The organism is Eubacterium sp. BIOML-A2 (assembly GCF_009680135.1).
Classification (GTDB): Bacteria; Bacillota; Clostridia; order Lachnospirales; family Lachnospiraceae; genus Faecalicatena; species Faecalicatena contortus_B.
In genome coordinates this window covers 16,069-40,006 of sequence record NZ_WKZK01000050.1, presented here as the reverse complement: position 1 = coordinate 40,006, position 23,938 = coordinate 16,069, and the positions used below count along the sequence as shown (strand labels likewise).

Here is a 23,938-nt window from a genome sequence, read left to right as displayed (position 1 = left end):
CAGCTTCTTCGCGAAGTGTCAGGACATTTCACCAGCAGACATTGCCCCGCCAGCTCCCGGACTCACCTCGTCATTCGTGTCCGCCATCCGTCAATGAGTCTAAAGCTCGTTAACTAACTCTCAATTTGTTGTTTTTGTATACAGAATTCTGTGGTACAATAGAAAAGATGAAAAACTTTAAAGGAACAAGAGAGAAATGGAGGGCTATATGGAAAGTAAGAAAATCATTCAGGTAGAAGAAAAAGTACCGTTTAAGATGCTGGTGCCCCTGAGCATTCAGCATATGTTTGCTATGTTCGGGGCATCTGTTCTGGTTCCATTTATATTTGGAATCAATCCGGCAATAGTACTATTTATGAACGGTATCGGAACACTGTTATTTATCTTAATTACAAAGGGGAAAGCACCGGCTTATCTTGGCTCCAGCTTTGCATTCCTGGCACCGGCGGGAATTGTTATCAGCAAATGGGGCTATAATTATGCGCTGGGCGGCTTTGTGGTCGTGGGCTTCTTTGGCTGTATCCTGGCTCTGATTATTTATAAATTCGGTTCGGACTGGATCGACGTTGTGCTGCCCCCGGCAGCTATGGGCCCTGTAGTGGCCCTGATCGGACTGGAGCTGGCAGGAACGGCGGCCTCAAACGCAGGACTGCAGGATGAGGTCATTAATCCCAAAAATGTTATCGTATTCCTGGCAACTCTGCTGACGGCCGTGATCGGATCTGTGGTATTTAGAAAATTTCTGTCTGTTATACCGATTCTGGTTGCAATCATTGTGGGCTATGTGGCCGCTCTGCTCTGTGGCATCGTGGACTTTACCGAGGTCGGCGCCGCAACCTGGCTGGCCATCCCTAATTTCGCAGCCCCAAAATTCAAATGGGAGGCAATCGTGATTATTCTGCCCGTGCTTCTGGTCATCGCATCGGAGCATATCGGGCATCAGATTGTAACGAGTAAGGTTGTGGGCAGGGATCTCTTAAAGGATCCCGGACTTCACCGCTCTCTTTTTGCGGATAACTTTTCAACAATGATTTCGGGCTTTATCGGTTCCGTGCCCACCACAACATACGGGGAAAATATCGGCGTTATGGCAATCACCAAAGTATACAGTGTCTATGTCATAGGAGGAGCGGCAGTGCTCTCCATCGTGTGTTCCTTCATTGGGAAAATGACCACACTGATCAGTACCATTCCAGGTCCGGTAATCGGAGGGATTTCTTTCCTGCTGTATGGCATGATCGGCGCGTCCGGTATCCGTATTCTGGTAGAGGCGCAAGTAGATTACGGAAAATCCAGAAATATGGCAATGACATCCGTGATTTTCGTAACAGGACTTTCCGGTATATCCGTTCAGTTTGGAAGCATCCAGCTGTCAGGAATGGTTCTTGCCTGCGTCGTGGGTATGCTGATGGGGCTGATGTTCTTTATCCTGGACAAGCTGAAACTGACAAACGACAGAGAGGAAGCCTAGCCTGAAAATTCATTGCTGCAATATGTCTAATATTTTATTTTATCAGCACGCTAGAAAATTATAAATGACATATAGAAAAAGAAGTTCTGATATGCGGGGGGCCGCCTTATCAGAACTTCTTTTCCTTACATGTATAATAAGCCTCGTAGAATGCTTCTTTTTACAGTTTTTGTTCCTGCATCTTCATCGCGCGTACTTTAAGCGGCAGTCCGAACAGGTTAATGAATCCTTCCGCATCGTGATGATCGTATAATTCTCCGGTTGTAAAGCTTGCCAGTGATTCGCTGTACAGTGAATATGGAGAAGTTGTGCCAGCTTTGATGATATTTCCTTTATATAGTTTAAACTTTACTTCGCCGGTTACATACTGCTGCGTTACATCCACAAAAGCCTGTATTGCTTCGCGAAGAGGGGTAAACCATTTCCCTTCATATACGATCTGGGCAAATTTGTTACCCATGTCTTTTTTAACTTCATAGGTGGCACGATCCAGTACGAGTTCCTCCAGCTGGTCATGAGCCTCCATCAGGATCGTTCCGCCGGGAGTCTCATAAACACCGCGTGACTTCATACCGACTACACGGTTCTCTACGATATCTACAATGCCGATACCATGCTTTCCGCCGAGAACGTTAAGCTCTGTAATAATGTCGGACACCTTCATCTCTTTTCCATTCAGGCTCTTCGGTACGCCTGCCTCAAATGTCATTGTCACATATTCCCCTTCATCCGGTGCTTTTTCCGGGGAAACACCCAATACTAAAAGGTCGTCATAGTTAGGCTCGTTGGCCGGGTCTTCCAGTTCCAGTCCTTCGTGGCTGATGTGCCATAAATTCCTGTCACGGCTGTAACTGTGTTTTGCATCGAACGGAAGATCAATTCCATGCTGATGGCAGTATTCGATTTCATCTTCACGGGACTGCATGGTCCAGACGTCTGTCATACGCCATGGTGCGATGATCTTAAGATCCGGAGCAAGTGCCTTGATCCCAAGCTCAAAACGGATCTGGTCGTTGCCTTTTCCGGTTGCGCCGTGGCAGATAGCGGTAGCCCCTTCCTTGCGCGCAATCTCGACAAGCCTCTTTGCGATAACAGGACGAGCCATGGAAGTTCCAAGTAAATACTTATTCTCGTATACGGCGCCCGCCTTGACGCACGGCATAATATATTCGTCACAGAATTCATCGATGATGTTCTCTATGTATAATTTAGAAGCGCCTGATAACTTAGATCTTTCTTCCAGTCCGTCCAGTTCTTCTCCCTGACCGCAGTCGATACAGCAGCAGATAACTTCATAATCAAAATTCTCTTTTAACCAAGGTATGATTGCGGTAGTGTCGAGCCCGCCTGAATACGCTAATACAACTTTTTCTTTACTCATTTCATTTGCCTCCTAATGTATCTTGTTATATTATTGTTCACTTAATTTTTGTGATGCCCTTGTTTAAGCTAAAACATACTATACACCATATTTTATAATTATGCAATAGAAAACGGAAAAAAATTAAATATATACACTGAATACAAATAAATATACATTAAACTGATATAAATATGCATATTTTATGCATGACATGCCTTTCTGGAGCATGAAAATGAATATATTTATTTGTAACCTTTTTCAGCAACTGAAGGTCTAACTAATGTAAAATAAAAAAGAATGTGGGAAGTCTTCTTTACCGGAAAGGAAAAGGTGAACAGATGGATGAAGAGATGAGGAGCTCAAAGCTTGCGAAAAAGGCGGTGCGGGGAAATGCCGATGCCTATGGGCAGCTGATAACGAAATATCAGGAATATCTGTATAAAATGGCTTTTCTCTACATGAAAAATCAGCAGGATGCTCTTGATGTGGTGGGAACTACTATATTAAAGGGGTTTCAGAACATTAAAACACTGAAGAATCCGGAATGGTTTAAAACATGGATAACCAGAATTCTAATTAATACAGCAAATGATGAGTTGAAAAAGATTGTTTACTTCAGTGATATAGAGGAAGTCCGGATATCAAAACGGGATAAGGGTGTATCATTGGATGAAAAGTGCGACCTGGAAAATGCCGTGAACCGTTTGCCGGAAAAATACAGGGTGGTTATAATCCTGAAGTATTATAGCGGATTTTCTGTAAATGAAATTGCATACGCCATAGAGGCACCGGTGGGAACGGTAAAGGCTTATTTGAGCAGAGGACGTGATGAGTTGAAAAAATATTTAAAGGAGGATTATTTGTATGCAGATCACATTTAACAACATTGAAGTGCCGGAAGAAGAGTTGAAAGCTGTAGTAGAGAAAAATATGGAACAGATACAGAAACAGTGCCGTAGAAAAAAAGTCCGGAGAATCCTGACAGGATGCAGTGCTGCTGTGATTCTGGCCGCGGCAGGCATAGGCTTTTGTGCTATGAATCCGGTTCTGGCGGAACAGATTCCACTGATTGGACATTTATTTGAAAGGGTGGAAGATAAGCAGATATACTCTGGAGAACTCAGCAAGGATGCGGAGCCGGTCCGCGATTATGTCAGCGAGTCCGGCGGGATCAAGATGACTTTATCAGAAATATACTGCAATACAGAAGCAATCAATATATCGGTGCTGGTCGAATCCGAAGCGCCGTTTTCGGAAATCAAACATGATGCAGACCAGACCGCCGGGGACAAGACAATCAGCTATCAGTATCTGGATCTGGCAGAGAATTTTGACTTCATGCCGGAGGGGCTGCAGGATTCCGTACAAGTGAACGGGGAGTATCTGGACGACCATACTTTTGCCGGTGCTTTCAGAATTGATTTTAAACTGGGAGACCTGAGCCAAGTAGTAATACCCGATACCTTCCATCTGGATCTATCAGTAAGCGCAATTCATATACTGAGCAATTCACTTGAAAAAGAGGCCAGCCATCTGTCCGGGGACACACCCTGGGAATTTTCCGTAGACGTATCTAAGGATAGTGACCAGACCGTGACAAAAGAAATCAATCAATACGCGCCAAATGGTTCGGGAATCGCAACGGTTTCGAAAACGCCATATGAAATCATACTCAATGGCATATTCAGTGAAGAACATAAAGTAACTGATGAACGGCTGCAGCTGGTTATTCTGGACGCAGACGGAAAATATATGCCGGACAAAGGCGGATTTATGTTGCCGATTAATGGCCATAACGTATCAAAAATAACAGTATATTACTATCCAGCGGCATCCGAGGAAGAATTCGTGGCAATCCAGGAACGGTACCGCGATGATGACTTCGAACAATTCATAAAAACCAAATCAACCTTCCAAATTCAAGTTGATTTTCAGGAGTGAGTGTGTGTGATTGGAAGTGGCGACGTTCCCGATATAAGGGTGCTTGGAGGCATGGAATGGCTGGAGTATGGTAAAAAAGAGGGAAAACAGGGGCAGCCCTGTTTTTCCTCTTTCTTACCATACTCCAATTTGGCAGAGGTGATCTTCTAAACAAAATTAACTGACGGTTAACTTTATTCATAGAAATTAACAAGCGATCTGTTGTGGGAGTGTAGTTGTTCTGCTATGCTATAGGAGAAATAGGAAATACTATATTAATGAAAGTTTAGTTGTAGGAGGCGGATATGAAAATACACGATGTGATCCGGAGTAAGAGGAAGGAAATGGGGCTGACGCAGGAGGAGCTTGCCAGGTATATTGGGGTATCGGCTCCGGCGGTGAATAAATGGGAAAAGGGGCTGAGTTATCCGGATATAACGCTGCTTCCTGTTTTGGCGGCATACTTTAATCTTAGTGTCGATGATCTGATTGGGTATGAGCCTCAATTGGTGAAGGAGGATATTAAGAAGCTGTACCGCAGGCTTGCGGACAGATTTGTAAATGATCCATTTGAGGAGGTTAAGGCAGAGTGCGATGGATATATCAAAAAGTATTATTCCTGTTTCCCGCTGCTTTTGCAGATGGCAATTCTTTTAATGAATCATTATCACCTGGCGGAAAAACCACAGGAGGTTATGAATGATATCACGGAACTGCTGGATCGCATAACTGAGGAGAGCAAGGATGTACATCTCGCCAAGAATGCGGCAATGCTGAAATGTGGCTGCCATCTTATGGAGAGACAGCCGGAGGAGATTCTGGATATACTGGGGGAAGAGATTCTGCCGGTTTCACAGGAAGCGGAAATGCAGGCACAGGCATATCAGTTAAGGGGAAACCTGGATAAAGCTGCGCAGGCTGTACAGATTTCGATGTACCAGCATTTGCTGTATCTGATCGGCGATGCATCCATGCATATTGCATGGCAGCAGGAAGCGTCCGGGAAAACGGAAGAGATCATAAGGCGTACATTGGCAGTAGCAGACATATTCCATATGGATTATCTGCATTTTAACACCATTGTCCAGGTGTACCTTGCATCCGCCCAGTATTACTGTATTACAGCAAACCCGGAAGAAGCCGTAAAAATGCTGGAACGCTATACCGACTGTGTGTATATGCAGGAAACACCGATCAAATTACATGGAGATGACTATTTTGATAAAGTGGACGGCTGGCTGTCAGATCTTGCGCTTGGAAAAGATGCTCCCCGAGGTGATGCGGCCATCCGACAGAGCATTTATCAGGCAGTAGAGGCAAACCCATTGTTTTCATGCCTGAGTGATAATCCACATTATAAGCGGATTATGAAAAGACTGGAGGAATTCAGCAGGGGCAGATGATAAAGGGCTGGAGACGGCCTTAAGACGGTAACTGTGCAGTACCTCGCTTTTGGCAGGCAGCGGGGGAGATTAAGACAGTTCATGAGTATCATGGTGTCTTGGTTTTGTAGCGGCATGGACAGGAAGAACGAAGAATAACAACAAAAAAGGAGTAAAAAGATGAATACTTTATATGAATATTTTCCGATTTTGCTTCCGGTGATTATTATAGAACTGATTTTAATGGTGACGGCTCTGATTCATGTGCTGCGCCATCCAAATTACCGGTTTGGCAATCGGGTGGTCTGGATCGTAATCGTGGTGTTTATTCAGATTGCGGGTCCTATTGTTTATTTCTTATTTGGAAGAGGGGATGACGAATGAATGTACTGGAAATTAACGGCTTGAAGAAAAAATTTGGTTCCCATCAGGTTCTCGGAGGATTATCAATTGCAGTGCCGGAACACTCGGTTTTTGGATTTCTGGGCAAAAACGGAGCGGGAAAAACTACTACGATGAAAATCGTGCTTGGCCTGCTGCAATCGGACGGCGGAGAGGTTCGTGTGCTTGGAGAAAAGTCTGTATATGGGGAGAACGCGGCAAACCGTTTTATCGGGTATCTTCCTGATGTTCCGGAATTCTACAGCTATATGACGCCAGTGGAATACTTAAGACTTTGTGGACAAATAACCGGGATGAAAGAGAAACAGATCCGGCTCAAGACAGAAGAACTTCTGGAGCTTGTAGGTCTGAAGGGCGTTAAAAAGAGAATCGGCGGATTTTCCAGGGGCATGAAGCAGCGTCTTGGAATCGCCCAGGCTTTGTTCAACGAGCCGAAGCTGCTGATCTGTGATGAACCGACGTCTGCACTGGATCCGGTTGGACGGCGGGAAGTGCTGGATATTATGGAGCAGGTCCAAGACAAGACGACCGTAATCTTTTCTACCCATGTACTGACGGATGTCGAAAGAATCTGCGATAGGGTAGCAGTCTTGAACAACGGAAGGACAGTCATGGAAGGCAGGTTGGATGAAATACGGGAAATGCACCGTAAAAATGCGCTGCTGATCGAATTTGAGAGAAAAGAAAGTCTGCAGAGGTTTACACATGAGACAGCTTTCAAAAAACTGCTTGCTTCGTCAAGGCAGGAGGGCAGTCAGATTATCATAGAGGCGGCAGACATTGAGCAGGCCGAGTCCGAGCTCATCCGAGGGCTGAATGAGACCCAGATCATGCCCTCCAGGATGGAAATATTGGAGCCGTCATTGGAAGGACTGTTTATGGAGGCAATACAATGAAAGCATATATGGCATTTACGAGAAAAGAATTTACAGAGTTTACAAGAACATATAAACTGATGATTCTGGGCCTGGTATTTTTATTTTTTGGAATCATGAGCCCTCTGGCAGCAAAATACATGCCTGAAATCATCAGTGAGTTTATGCCTGCCGGGATGGAGATTGCACTTACCACCCCAACGGCGCTGGACGCCTGGATGCAGTTCTTCAAAAACGTATCACAGCTGGGCCTGTTGGTGGCAGTCATTCTCTTTGGAGGCATCATGTCCTCAGAGTATTCCAGGGGCACACTAATCCACATGCTGACAAAAGGCCTGCCCAGAAGAACCGTAGTCCTGGCAAAGTTCACGGCAGCGTCCCTGCTCTGGACCGCAGCCTATCTGCTGTGTTTTGGAACAGCTTATGGATACACATGGTACTACTGGAGGGCCGATGCCGGCATGGAAGGCCTCTATGTGGCCATTGCAGCGACATGGCTGTACGGAATCTTCCTGCTGTCCATAACAATCCTGGGCAGCGTCCTGTTCAGGAATTCCTACGGATGCCTCCTGTTTACAGGAATAGCAGTTGTTCTCCAGATCCTGCTGAACATGATCCCAAAGATAAAAGAATTCAACCCTATGGAACTAATCACAGAAGGGACACCGCTGCTGCAGGGACAGGTCGAGTCTACCCTCTTTCTGAAACCCACGGTCGTGGGATGCATAGGAACCCTCATCTGTGTCACACTGTCCTGTATCATATTCAATAAGAAGAAGCTTTAGACGGAGTAAGCGGTTTTTACTCGAATGGGGGCGCTGCGAGGAATCGCGACAGGGCTCTTTTGGATACGGAATTGAGGTGTAACAGCTGCTAATCAAAATAAAAGCAAACATATGAATTGACCGCAGGCCCGGTGGCTCTGCGGTCTGTGTACTTTTTTGGATGATGCGGCTGTTACACCGCAAAAGACACTTCTAAAAAAGCCCTATCACGATTCTTTACAGTTGGACTCATTCAATCGGGAGAAATAATGATCCCCGCCTGGAAAGCTGATAACAGCGGATCCGAACCGGATTCTCAGCCATTTTTATCCTCCTTTTCCATTTTAAAGGATGGAAAAAGGGAAGGAGACGTAGTATAATCTGTTTATCTATATTTTTTTATATATTAAACAAGATTAGCGGCAGTGGCGGGCGGAGAAAAAATCGGTATCGCCCATTGACATAAGGCCAATTTACGCATCTATATAAGATGCTGTCGTACTCTGCGAAATTACCGAGAGTAGATTGAAACAAGGAGACTGGAAGATGATTTTTTTTAATTCTGACTACACGGAAGGTGCTCATCCAAAGGTGATGGACAGGCTTTTAGAGACAAATTTGGTGCAGACGGATGGGTATGGGGAAGATCCGTACTGCATGCGGGCAAGGGAGATTATACGGAGGCTTTGTGGGAATGATACACTGGATGTTCATTTTCTGGTTGGGGGGACACAGACGAATCTTACTGTTATTTCGGCTGCACTGCGGCCGCATCAGGGGGTTCTGGCGGCGGAAACCGGGCATGTTAATGTGCATGAGACAGGGGCAATTGAATCCTGCGGGCATAAAGTGCTGGCGATTCCCTCAGCGGATGGGAAGATTACGGCACAGCAGGTGGAGGAGGCCTATAAAGGGCATATAGAAGATGACAGTTTCGAACATTGTGTCCAGCCTAAGATGGTATATATCTCTAATCCAACGGAAATGGGTACGCTGTATACAAGAGCGGAGCTGGAACTCCTGGCCGGTGTGTGCAGGAAGAATGGGCTGTATTTGTATATGGATGGGGCAAGATTAGGATACGGGCTTTCTGCTGCAGGCAATGAACTGGATCTGAAAACGATTGCCGGGCTGTGCGATGTATTTTACATTGGAGGAACAAAAGTGGGCGCTTTGTTCGGAGAAGCCGTGGTGATTGCCAACCCGGGCCTGAAGGAGGATTTCCGCTACATTATGAAACAGAAGGGTGCGCTGCTGGCAAAGGGCAGACTTTTGGGATTGCAGTTCCAGGCGCTTCTGGAAGACGGACTCTATTTTACAATCGGAAAGCGGGCTAACGAACTGGCGGACGAGATACGCAATGCCTGCAGGAGTGCTGGGTACCCGTTTCTGGTTGAAAATACAACCAATCAGGTGTTTGCGGTCATGCCGGATGAGAAGCTGGAACAATTGAAAGAGAAGTATGTTTTTTGTTATCAGCAGAGGATAGACGATACGCACAGTGCCGTCAGGTTCTGCACCAGCTGGGCAACAATACCGGAGAACGTGAGAGCGCTTGCGGATGATATTTCAGGAAAAGGAGAATAAGGATGAAAGAGACAGATAATACAAAAGTATGGACCCGGAAGGAGATTATTCATGAGATTCTGGAATACTCGAAGGTGATTATTTTTGCCGTCGCGTTTTCTTTTCTGCTGAATAAGACTTTGATTACCAATGCGCAGGTTACATCTGGATCTATGGAGAATACGGTGATGACCGGAAGCCGTGTGTTTGTCAACCGCCAGGCTTATCTGTTCCAGGAACCGCAGAGAGGCGACATCATTTCTTTTTACTATCCGGATGATGGGGAGACGGAGTATATGAAGCGGATTGTCGGATTGCCGGGAGAAAAGATTGAGGGCAGAGACGGCGCCGTTTATATCGATGGGGTTATGTTGGAAGAACCCTATATACGGGAAGTATCCTATGAGGATTTTGGCCCCTATGAGATCCCGAAGGACACTTATTTTAAGATGGGGGATCACCGCACCAATTCCTGGGATTCCAGATACTGGCTGAACAAGTTCCTTCACAGAGACGCTATCATTGGAAAAGCGGAATTTGAATACTATCCTGAGATAAAATCATTTCACTGATAGAAAAACTTGGCGTTCCGACTGGAAAACTGCCGCAGGTGGGCAGATAAATAAGAGCTTTGATGCGGAAAGGAAATAGTATGCAGGTATACTTTGATACATCTATCGGGCTGTCAAAAAAGGGAAGACCATGTAAGGTCCGGCAGGATACAGATGCTGTATTTACAGAGGGGGGACTGACGCGCTGTGTCCCCACAGTATACTGCTTTAAACAGGGGATTATTTTTGACATTCTCACGGTAGTAGAAGAGACGGACATGGTTGAATATTTTGAAAAATATAAAGGCTGGGAGAAAATAGCAGATTCGCTCTCCGATACGCAGGTACAGAAGATCATGCAGGAGAATCCGTATCAGAATGTGGCCATAAAGGGAATCTGGCTGAATGGAGAAAAGGAACAGGATATATCCTTTAGCAGTACGGGATATCTGCCTTTAGTCCGGGAGGAAAAGTCACGCAGCATGATCCGGGTAATCAGGGAGGCTTATTCCGATTATCTGGCAGAGGGAGCGTGTTTTTTCTGTCAGCGTGTTTGTGTAAAGACAAAGCAGGATTTCACTGCCTGCACACTAAGCAGTATCAGGCTGGAGGTGGACAGGAAGCATAAGATCTTTGTTCTGGACGAGGAGACGTCGACGGCTCCGGGAGAGGAGGGGTGTATGCAGTTCATCCACCCCCTGACCCATGTCAGACACAGGGTCTATATTTATGATGCAAAGAAACTGGATGCTCCGGGAGTATTCGACGGCAGGCTGGAATATTCCCTTGCAACGGCAGAGATCGCACCCGGTTTGGGAAAAGATGAGCAGCTGAAGTTTGGCGCATCAATGTCCTGTATAGCTTCAGATAAGAAGAAAGAAGCGGTGTCCATTGTCGGCGGCCAGTCCGGGCCGGTATCCGTATTTTTTGCCGGCAGGAAGACGGAACAGAAAAGCCGGTACGGTGGTGATATGCAGCCCTGCTTTTCTAAGCCTTACTGGAAAGAGGAACGGGAATCCATGTCCGGCAAATTCTGCTTAACAGGGCTGGAATGCCTTGTGGAAGAAGAGCAGATTATTGATCTGTTCCCGGACGAGCGGCCTGACGGTCAGGCAAGAAGAGGAGGAAGCGTATGAAAGTATTAGCGGTTATCGATATGCAGAATGATTTTATAGCCGGCGCACTGGGAACTGCGGAGGCGCAGGCCATCGTGCCTAAAGTGGCAGAGAAGATCAGGGGATTTGAAGGCAGGGTTCTGGCAACCAGAGATACCCACGAGGAGGAGTATCTGAACACGCAGGAAGGGGAAAAGCTTCCGGTGGTACATTGTATCCGGAATTCACCAGGCTGGCAGATCCATCCGGAGATCGCCGCGCTGCTCACGGAGCAGCCGATTGATAAGCCAACATTCGGTAGCGTAGGGCTGGGGCAGCTGCTGTCAGCTTATCATATATACCAGGAACCTATAGAGAGTATTACACTGATCGGTGTCTGCACAGATATCTGCGTGATATCCAATGCACTCCTCTTAAAGGCATACATGCCCGATGTTCCGGTGATCGTGGACGCATCCTGTTGTGCCGGGGTGACGCCGGATACGCACAGGCAGGCGCTGGAGGCTATGAAGGTGTGCCAGATCGATATCGTCAATGAATAGATGATTAATGAAAAGAAATGATAAGGAGAACCTGAATATGAACAATTTTCAATATTATACCCCAACTAAGGTTGTGTTTGGCCGGGGGACGGAGGAAGAGACAGGAAATCTGATCCAGGCATATGGATGCACAAAGGTTCTTGTGCATTACGGCAGCGGGAGCGTGAAGAGGACAGGACTGCTGGAACGGATCTGCCGGTCTCTCGAGAAGGCTGGGATCGCATATACTATGCTGGGAGGCGTCGTACCTAACCCACACTTATCCCTTATATATGAAGGGATCGAACTGTGCAAAAAGGAAGGGGTTGACTTTATTCTGGCCGTAGGAGGCGGAAGCGTAATTGATTCGGCAAAGGCGATCGGATATGGTGTAGCGAATGAGGGGGATGTATGGGATTTTTATGACAGGAAGAGACAGGCGGAGGCGTGCCTGGCCGTAGGAGCCGTCCTCACCATTGCAGCGGCCGGATCGGAGATGAGCGACTCCTCCGTCATAACAAATGAAGAAGGCTGGATAAAACGGGGGTACAGCAGTCCTTACAGCAGGCCGCGCTTTGCAGTGATGAACCCGGAGCTGACAATGACGCTGCCGGAGTATCAGACCATGAGCGGCTGCGTAGATATCATGATGCATACGATGGAGCGCTATCTGAACCGCGCGGTGAATATGGATTTGACGGACGGCATCAGCGAACATTTGCTGCGCACGGTTATGAAACATGCAGCTATTCTTCAGAAGGATCCGGAGAATTATGAGTCTAGGGCGGAGGTCATGTGGGCGGGGAGCCTTTCCCACAATGGGCTGACTGGCTGCGGTACGGACGGCGGTGACTGGGCCTCCCACCAGATCGAGCATGAACTGGGCGGCATGTTTGACGTTGCACATGGCGCCGGACTGGCAGCAGTGTGGGGCAGCTGGGCAAGGTACGTTGTATCGGAAAGACCCGGGCGGTTTGCAAAGCTTGCCGTAAATGTTATGGGAGCGGCTGACTGCGGAGACGATATGCAGACGGCTTTAAAGGGAATTGAGGCTATGGAGGCATTTTACCGTTCTATAAATATGCCTGCGTCTCTGAAGGAACTGGGGATAGACCCGACCGACGCACAGATGAAGGAGATGGCAGAAAAGTGTTGTTTCTGGGGGCGGCGGACCGTGGGATGCTTGAAGGCGCTGCATGCAGAAGATGTTTATAAGATATATAAAGAAGCACGGGTACGTAAATAATGTAACAGTCCAGGCGGCAAGCCCGAACTGTTACGCATCCAGCTTATTGAAATCCGCCTGCGGCAAAGTGTGCTGTGCGCCAGTGGCGCGCGTTTAGCACGGACCGAAGCGGAGACCTGGATGCCTGCAACTACCATGTTTTCGTACGGTCTGCGCAGCAAATGCGCAGACCTGTCTGTAGTGTTATCAAATAATATAACAATGAAAGAAGGCAGGAGGATTGAGATGGGCAGATCAAGAAAAATCGTACTTTGGATCTTAAGTGTTCTGAGCGGAGTGGGGATTGTAATCAGCGCGATCTGTATCTGGCTGCAGAATAAATTAAATGCCGCTGTGTCTGTGATTGGCAGATCCGATGATCCGACGAGTATTTTTATAGCCGGAAGCGCACGGGATTTCACCGTTGTATATATGGCAGCGATTTTATTAATCCTGGTGACTGCCCTTACCTTCTGTCTGATTGGCGGGATTCCTATATGGGACAGAACAGAAGTCTTTTTTACGATGGATATGGGCGAGTTTGCAAGGGCGGAGAGGATACTAAGCGGCCATAAGATCCGTTACCGTTCAAAGATTGTGCGCCACACCACCAGGAATAATCAGATGTTGGGGAGAATCGGAGAAAATGAAAACTGCAACGCGACTTATGCAGTGTACACAGAAAAAAAGAATGCGGAGGAGGCAAAATACCATTTGAGTCAGGAAATGGGCCGTCAGGAGTAAATGGGAACTAGTCATATTTTAGCAGAAGAGATTGCCTGTGCGAGACAGGATGAGATGCCGGTTGAAAACCGGAGTTATATAGATGAGACAGTGACAGGAGCGGATATACACAAAGTAGAATTTGTGGCAGTAAAATTTGAAAGGTGCAGGTTTGTAGAATGCGACTTTACGGGGGCGGGCTTTTATCAGGCCCGCCTGGAAAAATGTGATTTTTCCAACTGTATATTCAGCGGAAGTTATTGGAAAGATACTAAGATTATCGAATGCAAAGGTAACGGCAGCAGATTTGACCTTGCTGTCTTTAAGAAAACAGGCTTACAGGATACACAGCTGAACATGGCTAATTTCGGGCAGAGCCTTTGGGAGAGCTGCTTTGCTCAGACGTGCAGTTTCCGGGAGGCTTTTTTTCGGAGGTCAAACTAAAGAAGACCGGCTTTTCCAAATGTGATTTCACAAAGGTTGATTTTTTCAGAACCGGACTCAAGGGGATTGATTTTTCCGACAGTACCATTGAGGGCATCATGGTATCGGATAGTTACCGGGAAGTAGCAGGTATGAAGATCAACATGTTCCAGGCAGTGGAGATAGCAAAGCTGCTGGGCGTAAAGATTGTATAACCAAAAGGTATTCCGTGTAGCAGTTCAGGCCTGCCTGAACTGTTACGCATCCAGCTCATTAAAATTCGCCTGCAGCATAACTGCAGAACATGAAATAGCTGCAGAATAAGATATAACAGAGGAGCAAAGAGAGATGAAGATAGACCGACTGATTGGAATTTTATCCATCCTGCTCCAGCAGGAGAAGGTAACGGCCCCTTATCTGGCGGAAAAGTTTGAGGTATCCAGGCGGACGATCAACCGGGATATTGAGGCGCTGTGCCAGGCGGGCATTCCGCTTGTAACGACACAGGGAAGCGGGGGCGGTATCTCCATTATGGATGGGTACCGGATTGACAGGACGCTGCTTACTTCCTCGGATATGCAGGCCATTCTGGCCGGACTGAGAAGCTTGGATAGTGTGGCCGGAAGCAGCAGGTACCAGCAGCTGATGGAGAAACTGTCCGTGGGCAATTCAAGCGTGCTGAAATCAAATCAGCATATCGTGATTGATCTGTCCTCCTGGTATAAGGTGTCTCTGGCCCCGAAGATCGAACTGATCCAGTCTGCGATTGACAGAAAAGAGAAGATCCAGTTTGATTATTATGGCCCGGGCGGCGACAGCACCAGAGAAATTGAGCCGTATCTGCTTGTCTTTCAGTGGGCGTCCTGGTATGTCTGGGGATACTGCCTTGACAGGGAGGATTACCGGATGTTTAAGTTGAATCGGATACTGGAATTAAGAACCACAGGAGAGCGGTTCGAAGGGCGCAGCCTGCCTGAGTTCAGGATTGAGAATGAGGCGGTTTTTCCGGCACAGCTCCAGGTGAAGGCACTGTTTGACCCGTCCATGAAGTGGCGCCTGATTGAAGAATATGGGATCGACAGCTTCCAGGTGCAGCCCGACGGAATGCTGCTTTTTCAGTTTGGCTTTATGGATCAGGAAAGCGTGTTTGGCTGGCTTTTGAGCTTTGGAGACAGGGCTCAGCTTCTGGAACCGGTCGGACTCCGCAGGAAAATGCAGGAAATGCTTGGGAGAATGGCTGAAAAATATCGGGATTAAATGAAAATCAAATATGACATATAGGTGTCATGTTCCCTATGGTAAACTCTTATTATCAATAAAAGGAAAGAGGAAGATAATCATGGAATATGAAATCTTAGATATGAAAGAAAAGATAGCAGCAGGACTGGCTGCCAGAACGAACAATGCGTCTCCAGATATGGGAAACGTGATCGGAGGGCTCTGGCAGCGTTTTTATGGGGAAGGAATCTATAACATGATTCCGGGAAAAACGGATGGCAAGGCACTGGGGATTTATTCAGAATATGAGGCTGATGAAAAGGGAGATTATACAATCACGGTGGCCTGTGAAACCGACGGGACAGGGGAATTGCCGGAGGGGACATTGGTTACTGTCATTCCGGCCGGGAAGTATGCCAGATTCATTGTAAAAGGAGAACTGCACGAGGCAGTGGCAAAGTTTTGGCAGAAGCTATGGGAAATAGATCTGCCCAGGACCTATGTCTGTGATTATGAGGAATACCAGAATAGTGATATGGAGCAGGCTGAAATTCATATGTATATAGGAGTGAAATAAAATGGCATCCAGTTTGGAATACGTAGAATATGTGGCCGGACAGATTGGCCAAGCAGGAAATATAAGTTATAAAAAGCTGTTTGGAGAGTATGGCCTTTGGTGCGACGGCAAATTTTTCGGGACAGTGGAGGACAACCAGTTTTATGTCAAGATGACGCAGGCGGGGCACGAAATGCTGCCGGACGCAGAGCCTGCTGCTCCGCACGGCGGAACTCCGGGGATGTACCTGGTGGAAGATCTGGAGGATACTCGGTTTTTAAAAGAGCTGGTCAGTAGAACCTGTGAGGAGCTGCCCGAACCAAGGAAAAAGACGGCAGGAAAGAAGGCGAAGAATCATGGATAAAGTAGATTATAAGAAATCCGAGAAAGAATTGTATTATCCGAAGAAAACCCCTTCTGTCATAGAGATACCTGAGATGGTATTTATTATGACGGATGGAAAAGGAAATCCGAACACATCGGAGAGTTATGCGCAGGCAATGGAGATTCTGTACGGCCTTTCCTATACGATCAAGATGAGCAAAATGAAGGGAAATCAGCCGGCAGGTTATTTTGAATATGTGGTGCCGCCGCTGGAAGGCCTGTGGAGTGTGGAAGGAGCAGAATTCGACGGATTGAATATCACGGACAAAGACAAGTTCTGCTGGACCTCCATGATACGACAGCCTGAATTTGTGACGGAAGAAGTCTTTGAATGGGCCAGGGGAGAGCTTCAAAAAAAGAAGCCGGAACTGGACTTTTCCAACACCAGGCTGGAACGGTACCGGGAAGGGCTGTGCTGTCAGGTCATGCATCTTGGGCCCTATGATGATGAGCCTGCAACGATCGTAAAGATGGAGGAATATATCCGGGATAACGGATATATTACCGACATTACGGATCAGAGACGTCATCATGAAATCTATCTGGGTGACCCGAGAAAAACAAAACCAGAGAATTTAAAGACGGTAATCCGTCACCCGGTGAGGAAAAAATAGGAAAAATATTTGGGATCTATAACCAGTTAATGATTTTTGTGTTCACCTTGAAAACAGAATAGAGACGGCGATAGACTGGCGTTCATTTAGACTGCCTTCTAGTTTTGGAAACATGAGAAAATCCCTCAAATTCCTTGACAAATCAGGAAATGTGAGTAAAATAAAACAAAACAGGAGTAACTAACATACACACGAATGATTGGAGTTGTAGTGATGAAAGCAAAACATAACAGTCTTGACATCATGAATCAGTTTAATCAGACTCTGCCGCTTGCTGACAGCGTTGTTTTTATGCCGTGCGTTCCAAGTCCCCTTGGGGTATGCGCATAGTATAAAAATGAATAATGACAGTTAAGAGGATATCGTTGTGCTGATCGTTTGATATGGATAGAATGCAAAGGATGGGAGTATGGCAATAAGCTTCCATCCTTTTTCTGTAGAGTGCCTTAGGAGAACCGAATGAGGTTTCCGGGGCGGAAAAGCTTACAGGAAAGCCATCGAACGGGAGAGACGGAAGATATATCCGGCTCTCCTTTTTTATGATATAGGGAATTCCTTTGGAATTTCCTATATCATAAAAACCCTCCGGGGGATGCACACGCTGCGATATGGTAAATAGCCGCAAGGCGGCAACGCGGCGGCGCCAAAGTGTGCAAGCCCCTCTGAAGTGAGGTGGTTGGGGAAATGAGGTGGGATAGCAAACTTTGTTATATATCAGGAACGTGCAGAGCACTCTCAAGAAGGAAAATGAGGAAGGTTAAACGCTATGGATAGAAAAGAAATTTTGCAAAATAAGAAAAGAATTGTAATAAAAGTAGGAACGACTACAATTACGTATGATGAAACTGGTAATATTAATCTTGATAAACTGGAGAAGTTTGTGAGGATACTGATTAACCTGCGCAACAAAGGAAGGGAGGTTATCGTGGTATCTTCCGGTGCAGTTGGAATCGGAAGAAATGTGCTGGGGCTGCAGCAGAAGCCGGAGAGCGAGGCTGCCAAGCAGGCATGCGCGGCGGTCGGGCAGGGAAGACTTATGATGATCTATGAAAAACTGTTTAACGAATACAGCCAGCTGACTGCACAGGTGCTTCTGACAAAGGAATCTATTACCAATGAGGAGTGCCGCAAGAACGCCCGCCAGACATTTGACGAACTGTTCCGTATGAAGGTAGTTCCTATTGTAAATGAAAATGATGCCATATCTGTGGATGAACTGTCATATGGTAACTTTGGAGACAATGACACACTTGCGGCATATGTGGCGAAGCTGGTGGATGCAGATCTGCTCATCCTGATGTCCGATATCGATGGACTTTATACCGATGACCCCAAGAAGAACCCGAATGCAAGATTCATCCATACAGTGGTGGGCATTGATGAGGAACTGGAAAAAATGGCAAAGGGTGCTTCCAATGATATGGGTACCGGCGGAATGGCAACAAAGATCGGAGCCGCAAAGATCGCTACCGCATCCGGTGCGGACATGGTGATCGCCAACGGCAGGAATATTTATACGATCAATGACATTATGGCCGGTAAGAAGATCGGTACCTTATTTTTATCCAGAGAGCACGGGATCGAACTAAAGAATGAATTGGCCCCGGAACGGGCACAATACCGCAGGCAGGCAAAAAAACAGAAGAAAGAGAATCAGAAAGAAGATGAAACAAAATCCATGTATCATATGGAACAGGAGACTATGGGAGTATCAATGAATCTGATAGGAGGCAGTTATGGGCAGTTATATGGAAACATTGGGTAACAGGGCAAAGGCAGCATCCCGGGAGGCAGCAGCGCTGGGAACAAAGGAAAAAAGCCGAGGGCTTCTGTCTGTAGCAGAGGAATTATGCCAGGAGACAGAACGGCTTTTAGAGGAAAATGAAAAAGATGTCAGGGCAGCTGAAGAGAACGGAATGAAAAGTTCTCTGGTTGACCGTCTGCGCTTGACGGAGCAGAGAATTATGGATATGGCGGAAGGGCTGAGACAGATCGCGGCGCTGGAAGATCCGGTTGGTGAGGTGCTCTCTATGAAAAACAGGCCAAACGGCCTGCGTATCGGAAAAAAGAGAGTTCCGCTCGGTGTAATCGGGATTATATATGAATCTCGTCCAAACGTGACTGCTGATGCATTTGGACTGTGTTTTAAAACAGGGAATGCGGTCATACTTCGGGGAGGCAGTGATGCAATCAATTCGAATAAAGCAATCGTACATGCCGTAAAAGAGGGCCTCAGAAAAGAGAAGCTTCCCCAGGATCTGATCCTGTTGGTGGAGGATACAGGCCGGGAGACCGTCTATGAAATGATGAAGCTTCACGGATACATTGATGTGCTGATACCGAGAGGCGGCGCCGGGCTGATTGCCAGCGTCGTGCAGAACAGCACCGTGCCGGTGATAGAGACAGGCACCGGGAATTGTCATATTTATGTAGATGAGTGTGCGGATCTGAACATGGCCACAGACATTATCGAGAATGCAAAAACACAGCGCATGGGTGTATGCAATGCCTGTGAATCGCTAGTCGTCCATGACCATGTGGCAGCCCAGGTGATCCCCATGATCGTAAACCGCTTAAAAATGCACGATGTGGAGATCAGAGGGGATGAGAAAGCATGCGGTTACAGTGCGGATATTATCCCCGCAGATGAGGAAGACTGGGGAACCGAATACCTGGACGCAGTGATTTCCATAAAAGTGGTAAACTCACTGGATGCTGCCATCCGGCATATCAATACTTATAACACAGGTCATTCCGAGTCTATTATAACAGAGTGCTATGACCACGCGCTTAAATTCCAGGATGAAATTGATGCAGCGGCTGTCTATGTAAATGCATCCACCAGATTTACCGATGGGTTTGAATTTGGTTTCGGGGCAGAGATAGGAATCAGTACACAGAAACTGCACGCGAGAGGGCCGATGGGGCTTGAGGCGCTGACAACAACAAAATATATTATATTTGGGAACGGACAGATTAGAAACTAAATCGGGATTTAGTCGGCAAGCTTTAGACTTGTCGACGGATGGGGGACGCTTCATGACAGGGAGGCCGGGGAGGCGCTGGGGCTGTATATGCCGTTGCGATATGCACCCTTGCTGCTAAGTGTTTCTAGAACAGCCGATGCCGGATAGGCGGGTACGCTGAACACATCACGAGAAATCTGATGATTTCCCGCGCTGGGTTCATCAAAAACTTGATTTGGAGATCAAGTTTTTCCCCGCCTATCCGGCATCGGCTGTTCAAGAATCACTAAGCGCACTCCAGCATATCGCAACGGCATATCCAGCCCCAGCACCTCCCCGGCCTCCCTGTCATAAAGCTGGCTCATCCAATCGGCAGGAAAGCTCGCCAACCGGGTGGGATCCCGGATCAGGGCAGCGGATGTGGATTGGCTATGCGTATCTTTTCATCTTCAAGATGTGTATTGAATTATTTTGATACTGGAACCGTATCCCAACATAAAAGTCCCGCCAATTTAATACCATACGCTGCCCCCGTTTGAGGCCCCACCTTAGGAACGAGTCCTTTTCCTACCGGTTGGATGCGCCAGCTCCATGAAGGGATAGCTGAAAGCCTCCCGGAGAACATCCATGTCCTCCGGGAGGTTTTCGGCTATCCCTTTATGGAGCGTCCCCATCCGCGCCGAGACTAAAGCTCGCCACTAAATCCCGATTTAAAAATATTTCTGGATGGGGGTTGCATAATATACAATATAGTTGTATAATTATGCAAGCATCATTTTTATTTATGCATAAGATATATACAATTTTGCAGTGGTTATGTATTTCTGATGAGAAAACGGGCAAACACTTTACTTCATTGAAAAAGTGGTATATGATTATGAACTAGAAGCGTGAAAGGAAGAGATAGATATGATTAAAGTTGGAATTATTGGATCTACCGGGTATGCGGGCGGTGAGCTTGTCAGGATTTTAACGGCACATAAAGATGCAGAAATTGTTTGGTATGGATCCAGAAATTATATAGATAAAAAATATGCAGATGTTTATCAGAATATGTTCCAGATTGTGGATGCGGTCTGCATGGATGATAATATGGATGAGCTTGCGGAGCAGGTGGATGTTATCTTTACTGCTACACCCCAGGGGCTGTGTGCATCGCTGGTCGGAGAGGACATACTGTCTAAAGTGAAAATAATTGATCTGAGCGCGGATTTTCGGATTAAAGACGTATCCGTATATGAGAAATGGTATGGGATACAGCATAAAAGCCCCCGTTTTATTGAGGAAGCGGTATACGGGCTTTGTGAGATTAACCGGGAAGCTATAAAAAAGGCCAGGCTGGTGGCAAATCCGGGGTGTTATACGACTTGTTCCATACTGACGGCGTACCCTCTGGCAAAAGAGGGGCTGATCGATATGAGCACTCTGATTATTGATGCCAAATCTGGAACTTCCGGGGCAGGGAGGGGGGCTAAGCTTCCTAATTTATACTGCGAAGTGAATGAGAACATCAAGCCTTACGGTGTGGCTGCGCACAGACATACGCCGGAGATTGAGGAGCAGCTGGGTTATGCTGCGGGTGAACAGGTGGTTCTGAACTTTACGCCTCACCTTGTACCCATGAACAGAGGGATTCTGTCCACAGAGTATGCAAAACTTGTAAAAAATGTAACGTGTCAGGATATAAAAGCTGTATATGATACATATTATGCGGACGAGAAATTTGTCCGGGTACTCGGGGAGGGAATCTGGCCGGAAACGAAGTGGGTGGAAGGAAGCAACTATGTGGATATCAACTTTAAGATTGACGACAGAACAGGCCGCATCATTATGATGGGGGCTATAGACAATCTCGTGAAGGGCGCGGCAGGGCAGGCGGTTCAGAATATGAATCTGATGTTCGGTCTGAAGGAATCCGAAGGACTGGAACTGGTGCCGATGTTCCCATAGGCGCAAGAACGGAAGACATCCTGGACGCAAGCGATTCAGGGGGGGCGAAAAATGGCTGGGACAGCCCGATTATAACAGGGATGGCTCTAATAGAGATTGCGAGGAAGAAGAAATGGTACGGACAATGACAATAGAGGATTATGACGGCGTGTATGCCCTTTGGAAAAAAATCAGGGGCTTTGGACTGCGGAGCATTGACGATTCCAGAGAGGGGGTTGCCAGGTTTCTGAAGAGAAATCCCACAACAAGCGTGGTGGCCGAAGTGGACGGCCTGATCGTGGGAAGTATCCTGTGCGGGCACGACGGACGGCGGGGATGTCTTTATCATGTATGCGTAGATGCTGCATACCGGAGGCGCGGCATTGGAAAGGCTATGGTTGTAAAGGCCATGGAAGAACTGCGCAGAGAAGAGATCAGTAAAGTATCTTTGATCGCATTTACCAAAAACGATGTGGGGAATGCATTCTGGAATACAATCGGATGGACAGAACGGCTGGATTTGAATTATTATGATTTTGTGTTGAATGAGAAGAACATTACCGCATTTAATGAACATTAGAAGTACACAATTTAATGAATAATAGACGTACACATATCAGAGGCATTCGATTCATATGACATGCCTGTTGAGCAGCAAATGAATAAATAACGGCTTAAATAAGATAATGAATAAAAAATGAGCAGATTGCGTAACAACAAGATCACGCAGGAAAGGAAATCAGAATGGAAATGATCAAAGGCGGAGTCACCGCGGCAAAAGGATTCGAAGCAGCATCGGCGGCAGCCGGCATCAAGTATCAGGACAGGACAGATATGGCGCTGATATATAGTGAGAAGCCGTGCAAGGCAGCGGGGACATTTACAACGAATGTGGTAAAAGCAGCGCCCGTAAAATGGGATAAAGCTATTGTGGAAAGCGGCATTAAGTCCCAGGCAGTGGTTATCAATTCCGGCATTGCCAATGCCTGCACCGGAGAAGAGGGATATGCGTACTGCCAACAGACTGCGGATGCCGCGGCGAAAGCGCTGGGAGTGAAGGCAGAGGGGGTGCTGGTAGGATCCACTGGCGTGATTGGAATGCAGCTTCCCATGGAGAAGCTCAAAGATGGGATTACAAAGCTTGCGGCCGATAAGAATCCCGGAATTGAAAGCGGGACTCTGGCAGCAAAGGCAATTATGACAACTGATACAATCGAGAAGGAAATAGCAGTTACGATTCAGGCAGGCGGAAAGACCGTCACAATTGGCGGCATGGCGAAGGGATCCGGGATGATCCATCCCAACATGTGCACCATGCTCTCTTTTATCACAACGGATGCGGCGATTTCCAGAAAGGCGCTGCAGAAGGCGCTGAGCACCGATGTGGAGGATACCTATAATATGATCTCCGTGGACGGAGATACGTCTACAAATGACACGGTTCTGCTTCTGGCAAACGGGATGGCGGAAAACGATAAGATTAAATATGGAACAGATGACTATGTAAAATTTGCAGAAGCGCTTCATATAGTAAATGAATGTCTGGCCAAAAAGATTGCCGGAGACGGGGAAGGTGCAACCGCGTTGTTTGAAGCAAAGGTAACGGGCGCATCCACGAAGGAGCAGGCAAAGCTGCTTGCCAAATCGATCGTATGTTCAAACCTGACAAAGGCGGCCATTGCAGGACATGATGCCAACTGGGGACGAATTCTATGTGCAATGGGGTATTCAGGGGCTCAGTTTGATCCGGAAAAGGTGGATCTGTATTTTGAGAGCAAAGCGGGAAGAATTCAGATTATAGAGAATGGAACGGCAGTCGCATACAGTGAAGAAAAAGCGACCGAGATTCTGTCCCAGCCTGAGGTTACAGCAACTGCAGATATAAAGGAAGGGGAAGAGAGCGCTGCGGCATGGGGCTGTGATCTGACCCATGGGTATATTGATATCAATGCAGATTACAGGAGTTAAGA

The 23,938-nt window shown here is 46.9% G+C and carries 25 protein-coding genes; 24 read left to right on the top strand and 1 reads right to left on the bottom strand.

Going from position 1 to position 23,938, the window contains the following annotated elements; genetic code table 11:
• Positions 1 to 208 precede the first annotated feature (208 nt).
• On the top strand, positions 209 to 1,471 hold the full coding sequence (gene uraA / locus GKG43_RS16495) for a uracil permease (RefSeq protein ID WP_025657196.1): 1,263 nt from the start codon (positions 209 to 211) through the stop codon (positions 1,469 to 1,471).
• A gap of 160 nt (positions 1,472 to 1,631) precedes the next feature.
• Here uraA and GKG43_RS16490 read toward each other — a convergent pair whose 3' ends face one another.
• Entirely contained in the window at positions 1,632 to 2,852 is a 1,221-nt protein-coding gene (locus GKG43_RS16490; protein ID WP_025657197.1) for an argininosuccinate synthase, read from the bottom strand.
• 320 nt (positions 2,853 to 3,172) lie between these two features.
• On the opposite strand from GKG43_RS16490, the gene GKG43_RS16485 reads away from it, so the two are divergent.
• From GKG43_RS16485 to argJ, 23 genes are all read left to right on the top strand, one after another.
• The gene (locus GKG43_RS16485; protein WP_129879406.1) at positions 3,173 to 3,715 is read left to right on the top strand and encodes a sigma-70 family RNA polymerase sigma factor; all 543 of its coding nucleotides are present in this window, start codon (positions 3,173 to 3,175) and stop codon (positions 3,713 to 3,715) included.
• Positions 3,699 to 4,775, top strand: coding sequence for a DUF4179 domain-containing protein (locus GKG43_RS16480; protein ID WP_129879404.1), 1,077 nt, complete (start codon positions 3,699 to 3,701; stop codon positions 4,773 to 4,775). The genes GKG43_RS16485 and GKG43_RS16480 overlap by 17 nt, the downstream gene beginning before the upstream one ends.
• A 6-nt stretch (positions 4,776 to 4,781) precedes the next feature.
• Positions 4,782 to 4,925 (top strand): hypothetical protein, encoded by a 144-nt coding sequence (locus GKG43_RS16475; RefSeq protein ID WP_154253284.1) that lies wholly within the window; start codon positions 4,782 to 4,784, stop codon positions 4,923 to 4,925.
• Positions 4,926 to 5,059: 134 nt separating this feature from the next.
• Positions 5,060 to 6,157 (top strand): helix-turn-helix transcriptional regulator, encoded by a 1,098-nt coding sequence (locus GKG43_RS16470; RefSeq protein WP_025657200.1) that lies wholly within the window; start codon positions 5,060 to 5,062, stop codon positions 6,155 to 6,157.
• A 159-nt stretch (positions 6,158 to 6,316) separates the two neighbouring features.
• The gene (locus tag GKG43_RS16465) at positions 6,317 to 6,520 is read left to right on the top strand and encodes a PLDc N-terminal domain-containing protein (RefSeq protein WP_025657201.1); all 204 of its coding nucleotides are present in this window, start codon (positions 6,317 to 6,319) and stop codon (positions 6,518 to 6,520) included.
• The gene (locus GKG43_RS16460) at positions 6,517 to 7,434 is read left to right on the top strand and encodes an ABC transporter ATP-binding protein (RefSeq protein ID WP_129879402.1); all 918 of its coding nucleotides are present in this window, start codon (positions 6,517 to 6,519) and stop codon (positions 7,432 to 7,434) included. Before GKG43_RS16465 ends, GKG43_RS16460 begins: the two co-directional genes overlap by 4 nt.
• Complete coding sequence (locus GKG43_RS16455; RefSeq protein WP_129879400.1) at positions 7,431 to 8,198, top strand: ABC transporter permease; 768 nt, start codon at positions 7,431 to 7,433, stop codon at positions 8,196 to 8,198. Before GKG43_RS16460 ends, GKG43_RS16455 begins: the two co-directional genes overlap by 4 nt.
• 525 nt (positions 8,199 to 8,723) lie before the next feature.
• Positions 8,724 to 9,764, top strand: a complete 1,041-nt coding sequence (locus GKG43_RS16450; protein ID WP_129879398.1) for a low specificity L-threonine aldolase — start codon at positions 8,724 to 8,726, stop codon at positions 9,762 to 9,764.
• Between the two features lie 2 nt (positions 9,765 to 9,766).
• On the top strand, positions 9,767 to 10,315 hold the full coding sequence (gene lepB, locus GKG43_RS16445) for a signal peptidase I (RefSeq protein WP_154253285.1): 549 nt from the start codon (positions 9,767 to 9,769) through the stop codon (positions 10,313 to 10,315).
• 80 nt (positions 10,316 to 10,395) lie between these two features.
• Positions 10,396 to 11,430: a hypothetical protein gene (locus GKG43_RS16440; RefSeq protein WP_129879394.1), complete on the top strand. Its 1,035-nt coding sequence runs from the start codon at positions 10,396 to 10,398 to the stop codon at positions 11,428 to 11,430.
• Positions 11,427 to 11,951, top strand: a complete 525-nt coding sequence (locus tag GKG43_RS16435; protein WP_129879392.1) for an isochorismatase family cysteine hydrolase — start codon at positions 11,427 to 11,429, stop codon at positions 11,949 to 11,951. Before GKG43_RS16440 ends, GKG43_RS16435 begins: the two co-directional genes overlap by 4 nt.
• Positions 11,952 to 11,988: 37 nt before the next feature.
• A complete protein-coding gene (locus GKG43_RS16430) occupies positions 11,989 to 13,176 on the top strand; it encodes an iron-containing alcohol dehydrogenase (protein ID WP_129879390.1) in 1,188 nt (395 codons plus the stop codon).
• Between the two features lie 225 nt (positions 13,177 to 13,401).
• Entirely contained in the window at positions 13,402 to 13,899 is a 498-nt protein-coding gene (locus GKG43_RS16425; RefSeq protein ID WP_129879388.1) for a hypothetical protein, read from the top strand.
• Complete coding sequence (locus GKG43_RS16420) at positions 13,900 to 14,322, top strand: pentapeptide repeat-containing protein (protein WP_243125866.1); 423 nt, start codon at positions 13,900 to 13,902, stop codon at positions 14,320 to 14,322.
• Positions 14,323 to 14,649: 327 nt separating this feature from the next.
• Complete coding sequence (locus GKG43_RS16415) at positions 14,650 to 15,558, top strand: YafY family protein (RefSeq protein WP_129879386.1); 909 nt, start codon at positions 14,650 to 14,652, stop codon at positions 15,556 to 15,558.
• 82 nt (positions 15,559 to 15,640) lie between these two features.
• Positions 15,641 to 16,096, top strand: coding sequence for a GyrI-like domain-containing protein (locus GKG43_RS16410; protein WP_025657211.1), 456 nt, complete (start codon positions 15,641 to 15,643; stop codon positions 16,094 to 16,096).
• A 1-nt stretch (position 16,097) separates the two neighbouring features.
• The gene (locus GKG43_RS16405; RefSeq protein ID WP_055154803.1) at positions 16,098 to 16,439 is read left to right on the top strand and encodes a TfoX/Sxy family protein; all 342 of its coding nucleotides are present in this window, start codon (positions 16,098 to 16,100) and stop codon (positions 16,437 to 16,439) included.
• Positions 16,432 to 17,073, top strand: coding sequence for a GyrI-like domain-containing protein (locus GKG43_RS16400; RefSeq protein ID WP_129879384.1), 642 nt, complete (start codon positions 16,432 to 16,434; stop codon positions 17,071 to 17,073). The genes GKG43_RS16405 and GKG43_RS16400 overlap by 8 nt, the downstream gene beginning before the upstream one ends.
• 766 nt (positions 17,074 to 17,839) lie before the next feature.
• Complete coding sequence (proB, locus tag GKG43_RS16395; protein ID WP_025657214.1) at positions 17,840 to 18,838, top strand: glutamate 5-kinase; 999 nt, start codon at positions 17,840 to 17,842, stop codon at positions 18,836 to 18,838.
• Entirely contained in the window at positions 18,810 to 20,060 is a 1,251-nt protein-coding gene (locus tag GKG43_RS16390) for a glutamate-5-semialdehyde dehydrogenase (protein WP_129879382.1), read from the top strand. Before proB ends, GKG43_RS16390 begins: the two co-directional genes overlap by 29 nt.
• An 888-nt stretch (positions 20,061 to 20,948) precedes the next feature.
• Entirely contained in the window at positions 20,949 to 21,989 is a 1,041-nt protein-coding gene (argC, locus tag GKG43_RS16385) for an N-acetyl-gamma-glutamyl-phosphate reductase (protein WP_129879380.1), read from the top strand.
• A gap of 112 nt (positions 21,990 to 22,101) precedes the next feature.
• Entirely contained in the window at positions 22,102 to 22,548 is a 447-nt protein-coding gene (locus GKG43_RS16380; protein WP_025657217.1) for a GNAT family N-acetyltransferase, read from the top strand.
• A 164-nt stretch (positions 22,549 to 22,712) separates the two neighbouring features.
• Positions 22,713 to 23,936, top strand: a complete 1,224-nt coding sequence (gene argJ / locus GKG43_RS16375; RefSeq protein ID WP_129879378.1) for a bifunctional glutamate N-acetyltransferase/amino-acid acetyltransferase ArgJ — start codon at positions 22,713 to 22,715, stop codon at positions 23,934 to 23,936.
• Positions 23,937 to 23,938: the final 2 nt, after the last annotated feature.